General features: G+C 28.8%; 21 protein-coding genes. 14 read left to right on the forward strand and 7 right to left on the reverse strand.

The window, feature by feature from the left end; genetic code table 11:
- Positions 1 to 13: 13 nt before the first annotated feature.
- Together lysS and Q0T35_RS00125 are read left to right on the forward strand one after the other, a co-directional pair.
- Complete coding sequence (gene lysS / locus Q0T35_RS00120) at positions 14 to 1,714, forward strand: lysine--tRNA ligase (protein WP_293919106.1); 1,701 nt, start codon at positions 14 to 16, stop codon at positions 1,712 to 1,714.
- 206 nt (positions 1,715 to 1,920) lie between these two features.
- Positions 1,921 to 2,505, forward strand: coding sequence for a cysteine dioxygenase family protein (locus tag Q0T35_RS00125; RefSeq protein ID WP_295840365.1), 585 nt, complete (start codon positions 1,921 to 1,923; stop codon positions 2,503 to 2,505).
- Between the two features lie 185 nt (positions 2,506 to 2,690).
- Here Q0T35_RS00125 and Q0T35_RS00130 read toward each other — a convergent pair whose 3' ends face one another.
- Positions 2,691 to 4,349, reverse strand: a complete 1,659-nt coding sequence (locus Q0T35_RS00130; protein ID WP_295840367.1) for a tetratricopeptide repeat protein — start codon at positions 4,347 to 4,349, stop codon at positions 2,691 to 2,693.
- 121 nt (positions 4,350 to 4,470) lie between these two features.
- A complete protein-coding gene (locus Q0T35_RS00135; RefSeq protein ID WP_295840370.1) occupies positions 4,471 to 5,355 on the reverse strand; it encodes a substrate-binding domain-containing protein in 885 nt (294 codons plus the stop codon).
- 273 nt (positions 5,356 to 5,628) lie between these two features.
- Here Q0T35_RS00135 and tsaE point away from each other — a divergent pair, with 273 nt between their 5' ends.
- From tsaE to Q0T35_RS00165, 6 genes are all read left to right on the forward strand, one after another.
- A complete protein-coding gene (tsaE, locus tag Q0T35_RS00140; RefSeq protein ID WP_293917696.1) occupies positions 5,629 to 6,030 on the forward strand; it encodes a tRNA (adenosine(37)-N6)-threonylcarbamoyltransferase complex ATPase subunit type 1 TsaE in 402 nt (133 codons plus the stop codon).
- A gap of 1 nt (position 6,031) precedes the next feature.
- Positions 6,032 to 7,225, forward strand: a complete 1,194-nt coding sequence (locus Q0T35_RS00145; RefSeq protein ID WP_295840375.1) for an alanine dehydrogenase — start codon at positions 6,032 to 6,034, stop codon at positions 7,223 to 7,225.
- Positions 7,226 to 7,227: 2 nt separating this feature from the next.
- Positions 7,228 to 7,584, forward strand: a complete 357-nt coding sequence (locus Q0T35_RS00150) for a hypothetical protein (protein WP_293917694.1) — start codon at positions 7,228 to 7,230, stop codon at positions 7,582 to 7,584.
- A gap of 81 nt (positions 7,585 to 7,665) precedes the next feature.
- On the forward strand, positions 7,666 to 8,520 hold the full coding sequence (gene accD, locus Q0T35_RS00155) for an acetyl-CoA carboxylase, carboxyltransferase subunit beta (protein WP_293917693.1): 855 nt from the start codon (positions 7,666 to 7,668) through the stop codon (positions 8,518 to 8,520).
- A 94-nt stretch (positions 8,521 to 8,614) separates the two neighbouring features.
- Positions 8,615 to 10,033, forward strand: a complete 1,419-nt coding sequence (locus tag Q0T35_RS00160; protein ID WP_293917692.1) for a nucleoside recognition domain-containing protein — start codon at positions 8,615 to 8,617, stop codon at positions 10,031 to 10,033.
- Between the two features lie 118 nt (positions 10,034 to 10,151).
- The gene (locus Q0T35_RS00165) at positions 10,152 to 10,814 is read left to right on the forward strand and encodes a VTT domain-containing protein (RefSeq protein WP_293917691.1); all 663 of its coding nucleotides are present in this window, start codon (positions 10,152 to 10,154) and stop codon (positions 10,812 to 10,814) included.
- Positions 10,815 to 11,037: 223 nt separating this feature from the next.
- On the opposite strand, the gene Q0T35_RS00170 is transcribed toward Q0T35_RS00165, so the two are convergent.
- Positions 11,038 to 11,640: a sigma-70 family RNA polymerase sigma factor gene (locus Q0T35_RS00170; protein ID WP_293917690.1), complete on the reverse strand. Its 603-nt coding sequence runs from the start codon at positions 11,638 to 11,640 to the stop codon at positions 11,038 to 11,040.
- A gap of 308 nt (positions 11,641 to 11,948) precedes the next feature.
- Here Q0T35_RS00170 and Q0T35_RS00175 point away from each other — a divergent pair, with 308 nt between their 5' ends.
- Both Q0T35_RS00175 and Q0T35_RS00180 read left to right on the forward strand, forming a co-directional pair.
- The gene (locus Q0T35_RS00175; RefSeq protein WP_293917689.1) at positions 11,949 to 12,329 is read left to right on the forward strand and encodes an START-like domain-containing protein; all 381 of its coding nucleotides are present in this window, start codon (positions 11,949 to 11,951) and stop codon (positions 12,327 to 12,329) included.
- Positions 12,330 to 12,395: 66 nt separating this feature from the next.
- On the forward strand, positions 12,396 to 13,229 hold the full coding sequence (locus Q0T35_RS00180; protein ID WP_293917688.1) for an aminotransferase class IV: 834 nt from the start codon (positions 12,396 to 12,398) through the stop codon (positions 13,227 to 13,229).
- 263 nt (positions 13,230 to 13,492) lie between these two features.
- Here Q0T35_RS00180 and Q0T35_RS00185 read toward each other — a convergent pair whose 3' ends face one another.
- The 4 genes from Q0T35_RS00185 to Q0T35_RS00200 are packed head-to-tail and all read right to left on the reverse strand — an operon-like array spanning position 13,493 to position 17,179.
- Positions 13,493 to 14,188: an SAM-dependent methyltransferase gene (locus Q0T35_RS00185; RefSeq protein WP_295840822.1), complete on the reverse strand. Its 696-nt coding sequence runs from the start codon at positions 14,186 to 14,188 to the stop codon at positions 13,493 to 13,495.
- Positions 14,189 to 14,197: 9 nt separating this feature from the next.
- Positions 14,198 to 15,871: a gliding motility-associated ABC transporter substrate-binding protein GldG gene (gldG, locus tag Q0T35_RS00190; RefSeq protein ID WP_295810189.1), complete on the reverse strand. Its 1,674-nt coding sequence runs from the start codon at positions 15,869 to 15,871 to the stop codon at positions 14,198 to 14,200.
- Positions 15,871 to 16,599, reverse strand: a complete 729-nt coding sequence (locus Q0T35_RS00195; protein WP_295840377.1) for an ABC transporter permease subunit — start codon at positions 16,597 to 16,599, stop codon at positions 15,871 to 15,873. The genes gldG and Q0T35_RS00195 overlap by 1 nt, the downstream gene beginning before the upstream one ends.
- Positions 16,600 to 16,606: 7 nt before the next feature.
- Entirely contained in the window at positions 16,607 to 17,179 is a 573-nt protein-coding gene (locus Q0T35_RS00200) for a CopD family protein (RefSeq protein WP_295810195.1), read from the reverse strand.
- Between the two features lie 329 nt (positions 17,180 to 17,508).
- On the opposite strand from Q0T35_RS00200, the gene Q0T35_RS00205 reads away from it, so the two are divergent.
- The 4 genes from Q0T35_RS00205 to bla all read left to right on the forward strand — a co-directional run bounded on the left by Q0T35_RS00205 (position 17,509) and on the right by bla (position 21,119).
- Positions 17,509 to 18,051, forward strand: coding sequence for a DUF1440 domain-containing protein (locus tag Q0T35_RS00205; RefSeq protein ID WP_295810198.1), 543 nt, complete (start codon positions 17,509 to 17,511; stop codon positions 18,049 to 18,051).
- Positions 18,052 to 18,222: 171 nt separating this feature from the next.
- Positions 18,223 to 19,584, forward strand: a complete 1,362-nt coding sequence (gene hisS, locus Q0T35_RS00210) for a histidine--tRNA ligase (protein ID WP_295840379.1) — start codon at positions 18,223 to 18,225, stop codon at positions 19,582 to 19,584.
- Positions 19,585 to 19,724: 140 nt separating this feature from the next.
- Positions 19,725 to 20,156: a hypothetical protein gene (locus Q0T35_RS00215; RefSeq protein WP_293917682.1), complete on the forward strand. Its 432-nt coding sequence runs from the start codon at positions 19,725 to 19,727 to the stop codon at positions 20,154 to 20,156.
- Positions 20,157 to 20,216: 60 nt separating this feature from the next.
- Complete coding sequence (gene bla / locus Q0T35_RS00220; RefSeq protein WP_293917680.1) at positions 20,217 to 21,119, forward strand: class A beta-lactamase, subclass A2; 903 nt, start codon at positions 20,217 to 20,219, stop codon at positions 21,117 to 21,119.
- Positions 21,120 to 21,207: the final 88 nt, after the last annotated feature.

Raw genomic sequence — 21,207 nt, forward strand, 5'->3', positions numbered from 1 at the left:
TAAAATTGTTATTATGCAACTTTCAGAACAAGAACTAATTCGAAGAGAAAAATTACAAAAGCTTAAAGATGCCGGGATAAATCCTTATCCTGCAGCCGAATATAAGGTAACACATACTACTCAAGAGATTAAAAACAAATTTAAGGAAGGAGAGAAAGTTGTAATTGCCGGAAGGTTAATGTCTAATCGTATTCAAGGTAAAGCCGGTTTTTCCGAATTACAAGATACTACAGGGAGAATTCAGCTTTATTTTAATAGAGATATTATTTGCCCTGACGATGATAAATTTAAATATAACGATTTTTATAAAAAATTACTTGATTTAGGAGATTTTATTGGAATTGAAGGAGAGTTATTCTTGACAAAAATGGGAGAAAAAACCGTAATGGTTAAGGATTTTACACTACTTTCGAAAGTATTGCGCCCATTACCTCTTCCTAAAATTGATGAAGAAGGAAAAGTACATGATGCTTTCAATGACCCAGAACTAAGATATAGGATGAGATATGTAGATCTTGTTGTAAATCCACATATTAAAGAAATCTTCATTAAAAGGACTCGTCTTTTTAATGCAATGAGAACCTTTTTTAACCAAAAGGGATACTTTGAAGTAGAAACTCCAATTCTTCAATCTATACCCGGAGGAGCTGCGGCAAGACCTTTTATAACGCATCATAATGCACTAAATATTCCTTTATATTTAAGAATTGCAAACGAATTATACTTAAAAAGATTAATCGTTGCTGGATTTGACGGGGTTTATGAATTTTCTAAAAATTTCAGAAATGAAGGGATGGACAGAACTCATAATCCTGAATTTACTGCAATGGAAATTTATGTTGCTTATAAGGATTATAATTGGATGATGGAGTTTACCGAACAATTATTAGAATATTGTGCTATTTCCGTTAATGGTACAACAAATACTAAATTCGGAGATTACGAAATAGATTTCAAAGCTCCTTATGCAAGAATTACCATGACAAATGCCATAAAAAAATACACCGGATTCGATATAACCGGCAAATCTGAAGACGAATTAAGAGAGGCAGCTAAAAATATGGGTATTGAGGTAGATGAAACCATGGGAAAAGGTAAAATTATTGATGAAATTTTTGGTGAAAAATGTGAAGGTAATTTTATACAACCCACCTTTATAATAGATTATCCTAAAGAAATGTCGCCCTTAACCAAACAGCATCGTGATAATCCTGACTTAACGGAACGCTTTGAGCTAATGGTTTGTGGAAAGGAAATTGCAAATTCTTACTCTGAATTAAATGATCCGTTAGACCAACGAGAACGTTTTGAAGAACAATTAAAACTTTCAGAAAAGGGAGATGATGAAGCGATGTTTATTGACCAAGATTTTTTACGCGCACTAGAATTTGGAATGCCTCCTACGGCTGGATTAGGAATAGGAATGGATCGATTAATAATGTTCCTTACTAATAATCCTTCTATACAAGAAGTATTATTCTTTCCACAAATGAAGCCAGAAAAAAAATCGTCATCTATTGAGCATACCGAGGAAGAAAAGGTTATTATTAATTTATTGCAGAATAATGATTCGCAAATGGATTTAAGTGAATTAAAATCTCAATCTGGATTAAGCGGAAAAAAATGGGACAAATCTATGAAATCTCTTTCCAAGCATTCAATAATTAAAGTTATTGTAAATAATGATAATAAGATTGTTGAACTAATTCAATAAAATTTTAATTATAAAAAAACGTAAGACTATCATTCATGATAGTCTTTACTCTATTATAAATCAACAAATTCGCATAATGAAAACTTATAAAATATCATATCCCAACAATTTAAGGTAAAATACTTTTAATATCTACTAAATCTATAGGAATTAAATGAATATACATTCTAATTTCTTATCTTTGATCAAAAAACAAAAAAATATTTATGGAAACAATATCTAAAAATAAAAGCGAGAAATTATTAACAAGCATTGATAATTTAAAATTAAACAAATCTGATTATAAACAGGTTGCATCAGAATTATTTAAATATGATTTTAAAGATTATGACGCTGCTTTTAATATTAGTGAAATTAATGTTCCTGAAGAAAGTTATGTAAGAATACCTATATATTCCGATAATTGCTGTGCTATATTGATGCTATGGGGAATTAATAATAAAACAGCTATTCATGATCATTTAAACTATGATGGCTTAATAAAAGTATTGAAAGGAAATCTTACAGAAATAAGCTATGTTGAAGAAAATAATTTTATAAAATATGAAGGAGAAGGCGTAGCTTCAGAGGGTGCAATTTTTCCAGAAGATTTGGGAGGCATACATTCAGTTGTAAATAATTCTCCGGAAATTTCGGTTAGCTTACATATATATAATACCTCACAAACCTCTTTAAATGGCGTAAGAATTTTTGATATTGAAAATAAAATGATAGGCATTTTAAATGAAAAGGCTACATCTTGTTCTTGGAATTTACCTAAAGACAATTTTGAGAAAATAACTAAAATATAAATAAAATATATTTTTATTCAAACTATTTTTTAATTCTAATTTCCTATAGAAGTTAGAATTTTATTTTTTATTTATAACGATTATTAATTAATTTATTTTTTTTAAGCATTACGTATTTTATAACTTAAATAAAAAGCTATTTCATTAATAATGAAATAGCTTATCAAATTTATAATTTTTATAAACTATTGTAATAATTTTTGAAGATTTAAAGCATCTTTATTTTGAGGATCTATTGACAAAGTTTTATTCAAATAATTTTCTGCTTTTTCTTTATTGCCTGCTTGATATTCTTTATAGGAAAAGAATGTATAAGCTATAGTCAAATAGGCTTTTTCATTATCTGAATATTCTTTTTTAGGTTCAACCATATCTATATATTTTTGAAATGATTGTGCCGCAAGACCGCTTTTATCATCAGAGTCATACGCATATAAAGCCATTCCTTTTCCGGCATATGCAACTTCCCATGATGGAATTAAAGATATTAACTTATCCCATGATTCAATAGAACCTAAATAATCTTTAGCTTCATATTGTTCTAAAGCTAAATTATACCACGATGTAGTATCATTAGCATTAGCAGCTACCAATTTTTTTAAAGCTTCTATTTTGGAATTGGTAATTGCAGTTTGGGTAGATGCACCAGGACGTAAGGTCAACAGAATGGCTTGATAATCATAAGTTCTGTCTCCTCCTTCTAAAGCTTTAGTCAAATTGAATACAGCCTCTTTCTCTAATTTTTCTTTTTCTTGACCAGTTGCTGAAGATAATAGAGAAGATTGAATTTTTCCTAAAATACCATAATCCGATCCTTCTCTTTTCGATTGTGGTGTAGATTTAAGATATTGATTCATATTATTATATGCTTCAGAAAATTCTGAATTCTCAATTAATACCAAAGCTTTTAACTTATACTTTAATGGATCCGAAATATCATTCCAATTAGCATTCAAAATTGATAGAGATTTGCTATAATCTTTAACATAATAAGAAATCTTGGCTAATTCGAATTGGGTGTAAGAATCATTATTCTCAGTCAAAGAAATGTACTTTTGTAAATTATTTGAAGCATCATTATAATTACCGGTTCTAAAATTAAATTCCGATAAATATTTATATGTTAAAGGGTTATTGGGATTGGCAGCCAATGCCTTATCAAAATTTTCAGTAGCTAATTTTACTTGTCCATTAGTTCTTCCCCATATATTACCTATTAATGAATATGGTAGGGATTTATCCTCTGAAATTTCTAAAGCTTTGTTATAATTTGACAATGCTTTACCCGGATCTTTTTTTTCTAAATAGGCATTACCCAAAAGAATATAATATTCAGCCTTATCTTTGCTTTTCACTAAATCTAACAGTCTTTGAAGATATTCTATACTTTTATCATAATCAGAGCTTTCCGGCTTATTATTAAATAATTGATAAGCTTTTGCTATCTGAAACAGAATTTCTGCATTTTTATATTTTGATCCTTTAGCTATATTTTCGAACTCAGTATTCGCTTCTGCTTTATTTCCTTGATACAATTTTATGGTTGCCAACCCAATACTATTTAAATTTGATTTAGAATCTAAGGCAAATCCCTTATTGAAATTTTTAGAAGCAAGCTCAATATTTGGCTTTGATATAGATAAATAATAAGACCCTAAGTAATAATAATTATCAGCAGAGGGAGATTGAGCTACTAAACTTTCAAAAGTATTTTTTGCTTTGTTGAATTGGTCGCTTCCTAAATACTTTATACCTTCTTGAATACTTTGTGCATTCATAAATCCTGATAACATCATAGCAGAAATTACAAATGTGGCACCCATTTCTTTTTTCGTGTAATTCATTCTATATCTTATTTTTTTATTGTACTTAATTTTATTAAATTTACTTATGTTTAGTTAGTATCATTTTAAGAATATAAAAAATTTAGCAAATTTATTTTATTAATCTCTTAAGCATAATTAATCAATGTAATTCTACTCTTCTCTCATATAAATAGTAAGGTTGTAGCCCAGCCCTAGTGACAATAAGTTGTCCCCTTTGAGATCCACAGAATCTTGCAAAACTACTACCAACCTTAAAACTGTTTTCTGCATTTAATAGAAATATTCTTTTTGTAAACGGATATATACCCTTTCTTAAATTGGGAACTGTCGGGTATATTCTAGTATCCTTAATCTTTATTGGTAAAATTTTTACTTTTGATAGAAACTTTTTAACTTCATTATTATTTTCTTCACTAAGCTCATCAAATCCTATAACCCCAATATGTGAAGTATTTTTACTTACAAAATCGATTACTTCTTTACCATTAGTAAATGAATTTATTTTCTGATCTTTAGAAAGATTAAATCCTAACTTTTTTTTTAAGTTATTAAAATTGCTTGAATTACCACCATCAAACACAACTTTACTCTCTTTCGATTCGATATTGGATTTTAATGAACTAAGATCCAATTCACTTATTGAACTTTGCTTTGATGCGATAAAAATAGTTGCATCGCAAGCTATTTGCGAGGATATATAATTTACATTCGTCCTGTTATATAAAATTTTTGCTTCATCTAAAGTCAAATCTCTTGTAGTCATTGCCATTGAAATCTTTCCATTCAAAAGATCAGCAATTACTAAATCTTCTACTTCTTGCTTGAATATGATCTTCGAATCTGGATATGTAGATTGAAAAACCTCAGCTAATGAAGAACCTAAATTAGTTAAAGATGGATCAATAGCTAAAATTAAAGTACCTTTACGATATGCTTGTTTCTTTTGGATATCTTTTTGGCAAGAAATCAACATTATTATAAAAGCTAAAAATAAAGTAAATTTTATAAATACTTTGTTATTCATTCTTTTTTATATATCTTGTAGACCTATAAGCCCTAAATAAACCATATATAATGAATAAAGCCCCTAAAATCCAAGAATATATAGGCTCCAATTCAATAAAAAATTTTTTATAAATAATAACTAAAATTCCTATTATAAAATATCCTATCCCTATGAATAAAGAAAGTGATTTATAAGTAATTCTCATACTTCTTTTTTGAAGAATTCTAAATAACAAATATAGAAATAATTATTTACTTAATTTTGTACATATTTATTATAATTTTTTTCATTATGAACTTTATTATAAATACATTTTTTGATTTAGAAAGGGCAGCTGAAGAGATAATTTCAAAGTCAAAATATAAGATTTTTACACTTAATGGAAATTTAGGTGCAGGAAAAACTACATTAGTGAAATACCTTTGTAAGGTGTTAAATTGTACGGATTCTGTAACGAGTCCAACTTTTTCATTAGTCAATGAATATCTTTCAACCTCGGGAAAAATCTTTCATTTTGATTTATACCGTATCAATTATGTTGAAGAATTATTTAATATTGGATTTAACGAATACATAGATTCTGATAATTATTGTTTTATAGAATGGCCAAGTATATGTGAAAATGAATTACCCGAGCATCATAAAATTTTATTAAATTTGGTGGATCAAACCAGGTATATAACATTTAATTAAAATGAGTATTTATACACCTTTTTCCGAAGAAGAACTTATTCCTCTAGAGGAAAGGATCGATGTAATAAAAAAAGGAGGAAAAGTTAGCATAGGTATTCCTAAAGAAGATCATCTGATTGAAAGTAGGATTGCGCTTACCCCTGATGCCGTATCAGTTCTTACTTCCAATGGAATTGATGTAATATTGGAAAGTGGAGCTGGATTAGGAGCACATTATTCAGATACGCTATATTCCGAGGCAGGAGCAAAAATATCATACGACCCTAAAGAAGTATTATCTCAACCAATAATTTTAAAAGTTAAGCCACTAACTGTAGACCAAATAAAACATTTACAACCTAATACTTATCTAATATCTGCCGTACAAATTAATACTCAATCTAAAGAATATTTCGAAAATCTTTCAAAGAAGAAGATAACAGCTTTAGGATATGAATATATAAGGGATGAACATAATGAATTATCAATTGTTCGGCTTATAGGTGAAATGGCAGGAACATCAAGCATACTTATAGCAGCAGAATTACTATCTTCATCACATAATGGTAGTGGACTTTTGCTAGGAGGAATAACTGGCGTTCGGCCCACTAATGTTGTAATTATAGGAGCAGGAAGTGTAGGAGAAAGTGCAGCCAGATCGGCATTAGGCTTAGGAGCTACCGTAAAAGTTTTTGATAATTCTCTTACTCGTTTACGGAGATTCCAGGAACTATTAGGAAGAAGAGTATATACCTCAACCTTGGATCCTAAAGAGCTTAATAAAGCACTTATTCGTTGCGATGTAGTCATAGGATGTTTAAAAGGAGAATTAAGAGCTCCCATTATTGTCCCTGAATCCGTTGTTAAAAGAATGAAACCGGGCTCTGTAATTATTGACGTTAGTATTGATAATGGAGGTATATTTGAAACTTCAGAGATAAATCCTAAAAATGAAGCATTTATTAAACATGAAGTTTTACATTATTGTGTTCCCAACATAACTTCTAAATTCGCTCGAACATCATCTAAAGCATTAAGCAATTTCTTTTTAAGTTATTTTTTAAATTTATGTGATCAAGGAGGTTTTGAAGCTATGTTTAGAAAGCATCGTGGAATTTGTCAAGGTATTTATATGTATAGAGGGAGAATAACTAATAGGCAAATATCCAACTGGTACGACCTTCCCTATCAAGACATTCATTTATTAATTATTTAATTATGACTTTTACTAAGAGGTTAAGCCTATATCTTTCCGGATTTTTCATCAGTTTAATATTTATTTTATTTATATTCGGAAAAAAGATATTTTCTTGGTCTTATCTACCCAATGATAGAGTTCTCGCTGAAATCAAAACTAAGCCTTTGAAGCTTTCGGACCAAAGTATTCGCCAATTAAAATTTAGAAAATTGTCACTCGATTATATAAAAGATACTGTTCTTGTTAAAGGAAAAATAAATTTCAAAAAAAGTCATGCTCAGGAAGTCCCCTGCCCTGATTATATTCTTAACTACAAATCTCTTGAGGTTAAATTCACCAAATGTAAAGATACTATAATAATAAACTATATAAACTAATTTTATTAAGGATCTTTTAACATAAAATTTCATTTCTTCATTTTTTTCCTATATTTACAATCAAAATGTAAAACAGAATATATGAGATGGTTTACTAGACAGAAGAAAAACATCAGTACTGATATTAGCGAAAAGATGGATGTTCCTAAGGGGTTATGGTATAAAACTCCATCAGGAAAAATTATCGAGACCGATCAATTAAGAGCTAATTATTATGTAAGTCCGGAAGATGATTTTCATGTGAGAATCGGAAGTACCCAATATTATGAAATTTTATTTGATAATGGTCAATTCAAAGAACTTGATACTAAAGTCCATAGTAAAGATTCTTTAAATTTCACCGATTCTAAACCTTATAAAGATCGATTAAAAGAAGCCCAATCCAAAACTAATTTAACTGAAGCCATACGAAATGCTGTAGGCAAAGTAAATGGTAAAGAAATTTACATTTCTTGCATGGATTTTAGTTTTATCGGAGGATCTGTAGGTTCTGCAGTAGGTGAAAAAATTAGAAGAGCCATTGATTATTGCATTAAACATAATTTACCTTATGTGATTATAAGCCAATCTGGAGGAGCTAGAATGCAAGAGGCAGGTCTATCCCTCATGCAATTGGCAAAAGTTGAAGCAAAATTAGCACAATTAAGCCAAGCAGGCTTACCTTATATATCAGTTTTAACCGATCCAACATTTGGAGGAATTACGGCCTCATATGGCTCAACCGGAGATATTATTATTGCAGAACCCGGTGCATTGATAGGATTTGCAGGACCTAGAGTAATTAAAGAAACTATTGGTAAAGATCTACCTCCAGGCTTTCAGTCATCTGAATTTCTTCTAGAAAAAGGATTTATAGACATTATTTCACATAGAAAAGATTTAAAAAATACCATTTCACAATGTGTGGATATGCTAATGAATAAAGAAATAAATTAAAATTTTATACAATCACAGAAAGCTAATTTTTATTAGCTTTTCTTTTTTTAATTCATCTCATCTAATTTCAAATCTTCAATACTTATTTAAACTAATGACTCTTAATTATATTTGGATTGCCTTTATTGTAATATCTTTTTTAGTAGGATTATTTAAACTTATATTTTTAGGAGATACTGTCGTATTTAAGTACATGGTCGATGGTTTATTTAGTACCACAAAAATTGCCGTAATGGATATTGCCCTACCTTTGGCCGGTATGATGACTTTTTGGTTAGGAATAATGAAAATCGGAGAAAAAGCCGGGGCTATCAGATTTTTATCTAAAATAGTATCTCCATTTTTTTCAAAATTATTTCCTTCAATACCTAAAGGGCATCCGGCAATAGGAAATATGATGATGAACTTTAGTGCAAATTTGCTTGGTTTAGATAATGCAGCAACTCCTTTAGGACTAAAAGCAATGAATAGTTTGCAAACTTTAAATAATAAAAAAGATACGGCAACAGATGCCCAAATTATGTTTTTAGTATTGCATACCTCTGGATTAACATTAATACCTACGTCTATCATGCTTTTTCGCTATCTAAACGGAGCTCAAGATCCAACCGATATTTTTATTCCATGTATTATTGGAACCTTTTGTACTACCCTATTTGGTATTATAATTGTCGGAATAAAGCAACGACTTAATTTATTAAGTCGTGATGTAGTATTAGGATTACTTTTAGCAATATTGATTATATTCGGTCTTTCTTATTTTATTAAATATTCTACTGCTTCTCGTACTAAAGCTGCAGTTGAATATGTTTCAAAAATCACCCCTAAATCTATCGATATAGAAAATACTTCAACCAATGATTTAATAAAATTATATCCGACCACATTTCAAAATGAAATAAAGATAAAAGACAAAAAAATAACACCTGAACTTATTAATAAAACTAATCAGGAATATATCAATTTTGAACAAGGCACCCCATCAAGAGTTTTAAGCAATGTTCTTTTATTATTAATTCCCGTTATATTTATAACAGGAGCTTTTGTAAAAAAAATAAACGTTTTCGATAGTTTTATCGAAGGAGCTAAAGAAGGTTTTGGAGTATCCGTAAAAATAATTCCTTATCTAATAGCCATGTTAGCTGCTATAAGCTTATTAAGGACCAGTGGCATTATGGATTATATTATTAATTCTGTTACCTATTGCTTGTCTTCTTTACATATTTCAACTGAATTTATTCCGGCTTTGCCAACAGCATTAATGAAACCGCTTAGTGGCAGCGGTAGTCGCGCCCTTATGATTGAAACTATGCAAGCCTATGGCGCAGATTCTTTTGTAGGTAGACTTACATGTATATTTCAGGGAAGCGCCGATACAACTTTTTATATTATTGCTCTTTACTTTGGAAGTGTTGGTATTAAGAGAATACGTTATTCATTATCTGCAGGATTACTTACCGATTTATTGGGTGTAATAGCAGCAATTTTTATAACTTATTATTTTTTTGGATAATTAATTATAATAGAATCTATAAATTCTTTAACATTTAACTCTAATCTCATAACAATATTTTTCTTAAGTAAATATTAATATCTTTGCACCTGTAAATATTTAATTTTATCATGTTCATATGAATGATTTTAGTTGGGGACAATTAGTTAATCCGGAGTTTTATATAAAGTTAGGGGGTATTTATTTAGTGTTATTTATAGTTTTTGCAGAAACTGGTTTATTTGCAGGTTTTTTTCTTCCAGGAGACAGCTTATTATTTCTTTCCGGAATATATAGCAAAGAATTAATTCGAGAAATTACATATATTGAATCAGACTTTTTATGTGTTTTATTATTGTCTTGCCTAATTTCAATTACAGGCATTATAGGTAATGAAATAGGTTATTGGTTTGGGAAAAAAAGTGGAGCCTATCTTTATAATAAAAAAGATACATTATTGTTTAAAAAACGATATTTATTCCAAGCAAAAGAATTTTATGAAAAACACGGAGGAAGAGCTATTATTCTAGCTCGTTTTTTACCGATACTTAGAACATTTGCTCCTATAATAGCCGGAATTGTCCAAATGAATAAAGGTAAATATTTATTATATAATATTCTAGGTTCGACGGCTTGGTCATTTTCTTTAATATTTGCCGGACATTATCTTTATCATATATTTCTCAATGAATTTGATTTTGATTTAAAGCGTCATATTGAGACTATAGTTTTAATAATGGTAGCCGTAACTACTACTCCCGTAGTATTCAAATTGTTTTTTCAGAAAAATAAGGTTAATTAAAAAATAAACAAGGATAGAAAATATAATTTATAACTCAATTACAATATATTATTGACTCTTTGAGCTTTCTTAATTCGAGAGTTTTTATGCTTTTGGAAAAATTTAAAATAAAATTTATAGTGCAATCGGAAGGACCTCTTCTCTCATTTGAAAAATTAATAGATTTCTTATACATCGAAGTTATCTTTACTTTAATTATTATAGTAGAGATAACGATGTTAGATTAAATTTTATTATTATAAACGAATGTTAAATTTTTACTTTCTATCAGTTTTCTTAAATTTAAAATTGCATATCTCATTCTACCCAAAGCAGTATTTATTCCCACATTTGTTTCTTCCGCTATTTCTTTAAAGCTCAAACCCTTATAAAAGCGTAATTCCAAAACTTCTTTTTGATCCTCAGAAAGTTCATCTATTAATTTTTTAAGATCTTGATTAATTTGTTCATTAATCATTATATCTTCAATAGAAAGTTCTGATACCTTCACAAAATCGAAAATATTATAATCCTCATTTTGACCGCTCGATTCATTAATTATTTTCGTTTTATTAGTAACTCTGAAATGATCGATAATCAAATTATGTGAAATTCTTAAAACCCACGGCAGAAATTTTCCTTCTTCATTATATTTTTTCTCCTTAAGGGTTAATATAACTTTTATAAATACATCTTGAAATAAGTCTTCAGCTAATTCGGGATTATTAACTTTCCTGTTAATATAATTGAATATCTTCAACTTATGTCTATCCAACAATGCTTTAAGAGCACTTTCATTTCCATTTATATAAGAATGAACTAATTCACAGTCAGTCCTTTGTATCATTTTTTATGATATTTTGTTAGTTAACAGAGTAAAATTATATCTTATAATTACATATTCTAAATTTCAATTAATACAACTTTATTAGTGAACAAATGTATATATAAAATTTTAAAAAAAACTAAAAAATGTTAATAAAAATATAATTTTTAAATTATCTCATATAAATATTACTTATTTAACTGTTTTATATAAAACAATTAAAGGATATTGATATCATATTTGCGAAATTGAAAATTTTTGTATAGATTAATATATTTTCAAAATATAGAACAAATTTATATATTGCAACTTGAAAAGAATATTTAAATATGAATAAGACAAAATATCAGCTAGAATTTCCTATGAAATGTTCCACTACTCTTTTATTTGAATATATTGGAACTTCTTCAGGAATGAGTGAATGGCTGGCAGACGATGTGGTAGAAAGGGGAGATAAATTTACTTTCATATGGGGAGATCAAGAAGAATCAGCCAATTTAATCCGATACAAAGAAGAGTCTTTTGTAAGATTTAGATGGGAAGAAGATGAAGGCACCAAATATTACTGGGAATTGGCTATTAATGTGGATGACGTGACTAGCGATGTAGCCCTTGTTATAACAGATTTTGCTGAAGAGAATGAGCTTGAACATTCCAAATTATATTGGGAAAATTTGATTGAAGCCTTAAAAAAGATTATAGGATCTTAAATTATCTTTATATTAATTGACCTTTAAAAACCATCATCAATAAATCAAAATACTAATATTTTTAGTATGAAAATAATTTTCAATCAAACATGCATTGAAGAAAATCAATTAAATATAAATTACACTGAAAACAATTATTTTTCCGGCGATTTTGTAAATGGATTTTGCTGGTTATTTCAAAATAAAATTCTTTATTGGGAATACGTTTATTTTCAATTAATGGCTTCTATGAGAAAAATGAGAATTGATATTCCTTTATCATTTACTCCCAAATTATTCGAAAGCCAAATCAAAATACTCTCTGAAGAATTGCATATTACACAAGGAAGAATAAAAATAACAGTTTATAGAAACACGCAAAGTAAATCTCCTTCATTTGTAATAAAATTTTTACCCTATAAAAATTTTATTATTGATAGCGAAAATGAAATAGACGTTTTTAAAGAAATACTTACATATCCAAATTTATTGACTGAAATGTTACTATACCAGCCAATTGATAGTATAGCTAAGCAATATGCAAATGAAAATGATTTACAAGACGTTATTTTGCTCAATAACGAAAAAAGAATTGCAAGATCTATTCTAGGCAATATATTTTTAATACAAGATAATATGATTATGACCCCTTCTTCTACGGAGGGATCTATATTATCAGTATTGAAAAAAAATTTCATCATTTTTTTACGAGAAAAAACAGATTATGTTTACAGAGAGATGCCTCTATCCCCATTTAGTGCACAGTCAGCAGAAGAATTTTTTATTTTAAGTGATGAAAATGGAATAATACCCATAACTAAATTTAGAAAAAAAACTTTTAAAAAGGATATAATCGGCTTACTTACAAAAAAATTCATTGGCTATTCCCTTGAACAATATAAACAGGTTGTGAATTACTAAAATATAAAGAAAAAGGTCGCATAAGCGACCTCAAACTAAAACCACAAAAAAATGAGAAAGCGATTACAATTAAGTAATCTTGTATTGAAAGATCAATAAAAAAAATCTTTTTAAAGAAATCTCTTACTTTCTTATTGCAAAAGTAATTTAAATATTGATCTATAAAGGATATTATCAATAAAATTATTTTATAGTGTAAATAGTACGTTTTTAATGGCTCCTCTCTTCTAAGGAGATATACATACTAAAGTGTATCATAAATTTTAAGATTGTATGATAAAAATCGTGGGCTCTTTATGAAATTTAGGCTTTTTAGTCCTCCATTCTTTGCAGTACAATGTTCGAATAGATTCATTAGGTAGGGTAACATTGGTAGCAATACATAAGAAGGTATTAGGGTTAAGATATTTAATCAGATGATCAAATAAAGATTGATTCCGATAAGGTGTTTCCATAAAAATTTGCGAAGAACCATTTGTCTTGCTTATTTTTTCTAAATTCAGTATAGCCTTTTTTCTTTCTCCGGCATCTATGGGAAGATAGCCGTTAAATGCAAAATTTTGGCCATTTAAACCACTAGCTATTAAAGCTAATATTATTGAAGAAGGACCAGTTATTGGTATTACTCGTATATCATTCCTATGGCACCAAGATACAAGAAGATTACCCGGATCAGCGATACAAGGCAAACCTGCTTCAGAAATCAAACCTATATCTTTACCTTCCTTTAATGGTTTCGAAAGATATTCCAACTCTTTTTCCGAAGTTCTTTTATCTAAGATTGAAAAACTTAAATCGCTTTGGGTTATCTCCGGACAAAGAAATTTTACAAATTTTCTTGCTGATTTCTGATTTTCTGCAACAAAAAATTTTATTTCTTTCAATAAATCGATCTCCTTAAGAGAAAATATATCTTTAGGTGATGTTTCGCCTAAATAGGCAGGCAGTAGATACAATATAGCCATGATTTATTTGCTAAATTTTTTTCTTCTTACAAATATAATGATCCCCCCTATCATACAAACCAATACCAACGGAACACATAAATTTAGCCATTGCCAATAAGATTTATCCAGAACTAACAAAGGTTTATTCAGCATTCTCATTTGTACAGTTCGATTTCTTAAAAGCATCAACCCATGATCATCAAGTAAATAATCCAGTGCATTAATTAAAAACTCTTCATTCCCATATGTAATCCCTGTAGAATAATCAAAACCTAAGGGTAAAGGTTGTCCTTTAATAACCTGATTCCTTGCGATATCTCCATCAGATATAACAATCATTTTATTTTTTTTAGATTGATTTAAAAAATTTTTAATTCCGAAGGATTCTATTCTATCCTTATAGGCTGATGTAAATTTGCCTTCCAGCAATACTGCCATAATTTTAGGACCTTTATTATATTCATAGCTATAAGTACTATCTTTAGTTGATATTTTTGCTTCTTCTAATGAAATATAAGAGGGCACCCCTTGTAAAGCAGTATAAAGAGAACTTTGATACAGAATAGTTTTTTTCACTTCCGGAGTATCTAAAGTATCGATTGAAGTGGGAAACTGAAAAGAAACCGGATTTATATTTTTAGTTATGGGATTGTTATTCAATGAAAAGCCCATAGGAAAGTATACCCATGGCACTCTTGCATTTTGAGCGTTTCCTTGTATACTACCCACTTGTAAATTTATATAGGAGGGACTTTTAATATCTTTTATGATACCCGAATTAATTCTTACACCATAAGAAAATAATAAATCAGTTAAATTCAAGTCATTAGGATAGGCTAATATTTTACTCGATCTTAACAAAGTGTCCATTTCTGCATTTACCTGATCTATTGCCCAAAGAGTTTTCCCTCCATTCATGATATATTGGTCAATAGTTATTTTCTCCTTATCTGTAAAAGCTTTTCTAGGCTTAGCTATGAGTATGGCATCATATCTTTTTAAATTGGGTAAATCTTGAAGAGTTAACGACTGACTATCTTTAGGAAAAATAGGTCCGAAATTATAACTTTGAATGATTCTATTGGCTAAACTAAACATTTCAAGTCGATTCAGTTCTTTCTGATTGGTCAAGATACCTACACTCTTCAAATGCTCAGCCGTTAACTTATCCATAGCACTTATAAAACCGTATTCCAGATTTTCAATGGATTTAGCCATTTGTTCATCACCCGTAATTCCAGCCTGAGAAATTATTAAAGGAACGGTTTGCCCATAACCTTTATATTTTATAGTTGCATAAGGAAATAAAATTATTTGAGAAGACATCCCGTCTTTTTCAACCCGCAAAGCTGAGGGCGACATTCCCATTGCTTGTAATGTATCCTGAGATAATTTTTCTTTAATAGGATCTACTAAGGTATAAGTAATATTCGAATTTATCCGCTTAAATTCGTCCAAAAGACTCATGGTTTCAGCTTGCAACTGTTTAAAATCAGCAGGAAAATCTCCTTCTAAATAAACATCTATAACCATAGGTTCATCTATTTTTTCTAATAAACGTTTCGTATTTTCAGTCAACGTATATCGTTTATCTGAAGTTAAATCAAATCGTTTATATAAAAATCCAAGAGCTAAAAAAAGACCAATGAACATTAAAAATAGCAGACTTATATGTATCTTTTTTATAATTTTCATTATTTTTTTCTATTAATTAATTGTATTGAAAATAATATAAAAATTAAAATGATAAAAATAAAATATCCTATATCTCTCGTATCTATTATACCTTTTGTAAAGCTGATATAATGTTGAAAAAAACCTATTTTTTGAAGTGTATAATCGAAATTTCCTAAAAGATTGTAGGAAGCTAAGTTTTCAAATCCATAAAAACAAAAGAAACAAAAGAAAACACCTATTACAAACGCTAATACCTGATTTTTAACTAAAGAAGAAGAAAAAATACCAATAGAAGCAAAAGTCATAGATAAAAAAAGTAATCCAATATATCCGCTACATATAATTCCAAGATCAATATTTCCCTCAGGCATACTTATACTATAAATCGTATATACATATAACGAAGTTGGAAATAAAGCGAACACTACCAATACTATAACTGCCCAGTATTTTCCCAAAACAATTGAGGTTATTGACATCGGCTGAGAAAATAACCATACCAAAGTTCCATTTTGTTCTTCTTCAGCAATGCTCTTCATAGTTAATGCAGGTATCAAAAATAATAATATCCAAGGCGCAAGTACAAAAAAGTTATTTAACGAAGCCAATCCTATATTAAAAACATTAAAATCATTATCAAAAAACCATAAAAATAACGAACATATCAATAGGAATAAACCTGAAACTACATATGCGCCCAAGGTTCCAAAATATGCCCAAAGTTCTTTCTTAAAAATTGAAAACATGTTATTGTTACTTTTTCTTTTTTCTATTTACAAATTTTACTACCAACATTATCACCAAAACCAATACAATAAAGCTTATTAATAAACTAACCCACATACCCATAAAGTATTGCTTAAAAATAACTATAAATATAACCGCAAATAGGATGATGGTAGCAACTTCATTCATCATTCTAAGCTTTATAGAGGTAGTATTGAATTTTCCAAGCTTTATTTTCCTTATGCATCTCCAGCTCCAGTAATGGTATAAAGCCAACCCACATACAAAAACCAATTTAATATGAAACCAAGGCTCTCTTAAGATATAAAAAGAAACATCTCCACGTGTATTAATCATCATTAAAATTCCAGTAATAAGCATAATGATTCCTGCCGGAACGGTAATAATATCCCATAAACGTGAAATCATGTAAATGTATTGTTTTCTTAGAATTTCTCCTTCGGGTTCAGACTTTTCCTTGGTATCAATAAAATAAACAAAAAGACGTATTAAGTAAAAAATCCCCGCAAAATAGCTCACCATAAAAATAATATGAATTGCTTTTAAAGCAAAATAACTGGGGATATCAGGAATATGCATTATAAAATAAATTTGAATGCGAATTTAATAAATTTAATATTATTTATATTCTTTCAAATGTATTTGTAAAAAAGTTATTTAGATGATTACAATTCATAAAAACCTAAATTTAAATCATATTTAATCATTATAATGTAAATACATACAATCTATATTAGATTTTACTTTATAAAATTTTATTTAAAAATTATTTATTTAGCTCATTGTGTATTAAATAAATTTTAGGCATTTTTTTTGAAAATCGTTTTACATGAACAAATAACATACTATTTAAAAGTCTTTAAAATTAAAAAATTGACTATTTATTAACCCTTTTATTAATTTTATTTATGAAAAATATACCTTTACATCCTAAAAAAAATGTAGCTCTACTTGTAGGAATTATATCAGGAATCATTTCTGGTTTTATAAAATTCGGTTGGGAAGTACCTTTTCCGCCTCGTACTCCTGAACGAGATTTTACAAATCCCCCACAACAGCTCCTTGAGCAATTAGGAATGTCTCATGATCTTTCTCATTTGATGTATTATTTTAATGAAAATCCACGCCCTATCATGAGCTTTATTATCCATTTTGCATTTTCAATTGTTTGTGCAATGATTTATTGCGTGGTTGCAGAATACCATCCTAAAATAAAGCTAGGACAAGGAACGGTTTACGGAATAGTAATTTATATACTGTTTCATATTATCATAATGCCTATTTTAGGAACTGTACCGGCTCCATGGGATCAACCCTTTGCGGAACATTTTTCTGAATTTTTCGGACATGCCTTTTGGACATGGATTATAGAAATAACCCGTAGAGATTTAAGAAATCGAATTACAAAAGAACCGGATTCAGAAATCCCAGTCTTTTCTCCTTTTAGATAAATTCAAAATTTTTTAGTATAAAAAGAAAAGGGACTTAAAAATTAAGCCCCTTTTCTTTTTATATTTTTTTCATTAACTAATCATTTATTATATCCACAAAACTTAAACCATAGTTCTATAAAAAATGAAAACTATTCTATACCTTTGTTTTAATTAATAAGAAAAATAAACATGAAACCCGGAATTCCTAAAGGCACAAGAGATTTTACCTCTAAAGAATTACAAAAAAGAAGATATATAATTCAAACACTTCAATCTAACTTTGAAAAATTTTGTTTCCAATCATTAGAAACACCTTCTTTTGAAAACTTAGATACTCTTACCGGTAAATATGGAGAAGAAGGAGACCGATTAATCTTTAAAATATTGAATAGCGGTGACTATCTAGCTGAAGCTAAAAAAAAGAATCCTGATATGTCTCAATGGAATTCTAAATCCATTACTCGTTTTATTTCTGAAAAAGCTTTGCGCTATGATTTAACTGTTCCTTTTGCCCGCTATGTAGCTATGAATCATGGGCAGCTTACTTTACCTTTTAAACGATATCAAATACAACCGGTCTGGAGAGCAGATAGACCCCAAAAAGGACGTTATCGCGAGTTTTATCAATGTGATGCCGATATTGTAGGCTCTAATAGCTTATGGCATGAAGTTAATCTTATCTTATTATATGATTCAGCTTTTTCCGATTTGAATATTCCTGTAGAAATCCATATAAATAATAGAAAGCTTTTAACTGCCATTGCACAATATGCATCCATTGAAGATAAATTAATAGATTTTACTGTCGCCTTGGACAAATTGGACAAAATAGGATTAGATAAAGTATTAGAAGAAATGGCTAGTAAGGGGATTGGACAAAACTCTCTTCAAAAACTAATTCCGATAATAGAGCTTACGGGTAATTTTGAAGAAAAGATATCTAAATTAAAGGATATACTATTGGACTTAGAAATAGGGCAAGACGGCATTAATGAAATGGAATTCATTTATAACCAAATAAAAGAAATAGAACTTAAATCTTCTGAGCTCATCTTTAATCTTACTCTAGCCCGAGGATTGGACTATTATACCGGAACCATCTATGAAGTTAAAGCTAAAAATATTTCTTTAGGCTCCATTGGAGGCGGAGGACGATATGATAATCTTACTGGAATATTTGGAGTTAAAAACATGCCGGGTGTAGGTATTTCCTTTGGTTTAGACCGCATTTATTTGGTAATGGATGAACTTAATCTTTTTCCTTCGGATACCTTGCAACAGAAACAAATTCTATTTTTCAATTTCGGAGACCGAGAATGCGTTCATGCCCTGAAGCTTATTCAGGAATTAAGAAATAAAAATATAGCCTGTGATTTATATCCTGAAAAATCTAAATTGCAAAAACAATTTACCTATGCCGAAAAAAAGGAAATACCTTTTGTTGCTTTTTACGGTGAAGACGAAATCAACTCAAAAACGTTAACGCTAAAAAATATTAAAACCGGAGAACAAAAAAACTTACCTATTGCTGAAGTCGAAGATTTTTTATAATAGTTTTCTAGATTAATTCTTCAAATTTTATATAAAAATTGGTTATACAGCTATTAATTAATAAGAATACAATTGAAAAATATATGGCATATTTTTAGATTGTAATTGTATAAAAAACATTAATTAATAAACTAATAAAAATGAAAAAATTATTAACCTTAGCATCTTTTTTTATGTTATCAACTTTCGCTTTTTCCCAAAGTGGAAGGAACGAAATGAATAAAGAATATGGTAAACAATATAAGGAAATTGGTAAAAATCCGCATTTATCCGAAGATGAAAAAAAACAACAAAAACGTGAACTTGGAATTAACCAGAGACATGATAATATAAATTATAATAATAGCCATGAATCTAATGATAAGCAAGATCTATATACAGAAAGAAAAAAAGAGGAGATAGACCGTAAAATAGATCAACTGGAAAAGAGTTACAAAAGAGATAAGGAAAGGATTGAAAATAATGATCAATTAACGAAAAATCAAATAAAAACCCAAAAAAGTGAGCTAGACAAAATTTATAAAGATAAAAAAAATGCCCTAATTAAGGAAAAGAAATTAATTATAAAATAAATTTAGTTTATGTGATAAAAATTATTTCTTTTTTACTAAAATTGCATTTAAATTTATTTCATGAAAAAATTAAAAATTTTAATTTTTCTTTCATTGATCTTTTGTTCTCTTAACGCCCAAAAGCAGCGATTAGAAAATGAAATCTATTCTATAATTAAGAATAAAAAAGCAACTATAGGAGTTGCTATCATTTATGATGGAAAAGATACGTTGACAATACACAACGATAATAAATACCCAACGATGAGTGTTTTCAAGTTCCATCAATCACTTGCACTCTTGGATTTCATGAACAAAAATTTACTTTCGTTGGATTCGAAAGTATTTATAAAAAATTCAGATATTGATGCTGAAACATACAGCCCGCTCGCAAAGGAATGTCCTAATGGTAATTTTTATATATCTATTGGAGATTTAATAAAATATACTGTTTCGCAAAGCGATAATAATACTTCCAATTTTTTATTTAATTATATGAATGGGACCTTAATGACCGATATGTATATTCGTACTTTGGGAATTAAAAACTTTTCCATTACTATGACAGAGAAGGAAATGGAAGGTCATTTTAACAATCAATATGTTAATTGGACTACGCCCTTAGAAGCAGCTAAATTGTTGGAAATATTTCTAAAAAAAGATCTTTTTTCAAATAATTTTAAAGATTTTCTAATTCAAGCCATGATAGATACCTCTACTGGCAATGACAAGCTTAAAGCTTCACTGCCTGAAAATATTATCTTAGGCCACAAAACAGGAAGCTCTTCAAGAAACGCAAATGGGCTAAAAGCTGCAGATAATGATATTGGCTTTATATACTTACCTAATGGAAAACAATACACCATTGCAATTTTTGTAAAAGATTCAAAAGAAGACGATCAAACTAATGCGAATATTATTGCCAATATATCCAAAGCAGTTTTTAAATTTTATAACGATATAGAGAATTATACTAGTTTATAGAAAAATTAAACTAAGACCTATTATGGTATTATACCAAAACCTCTAACGAAATTATAAAAAGTCATTGTATTTTTAAGAAAGCTAACCT

The sequence above is a fragment of the uncultured Apibacter sp. genome, from assembly GCF_946479295.1.
Taxonomy (GTDB): Bacteria; Bacteroidota; Bacteroidia; order Flavobacteriales; family Weeksellaceae; genus Apibacter.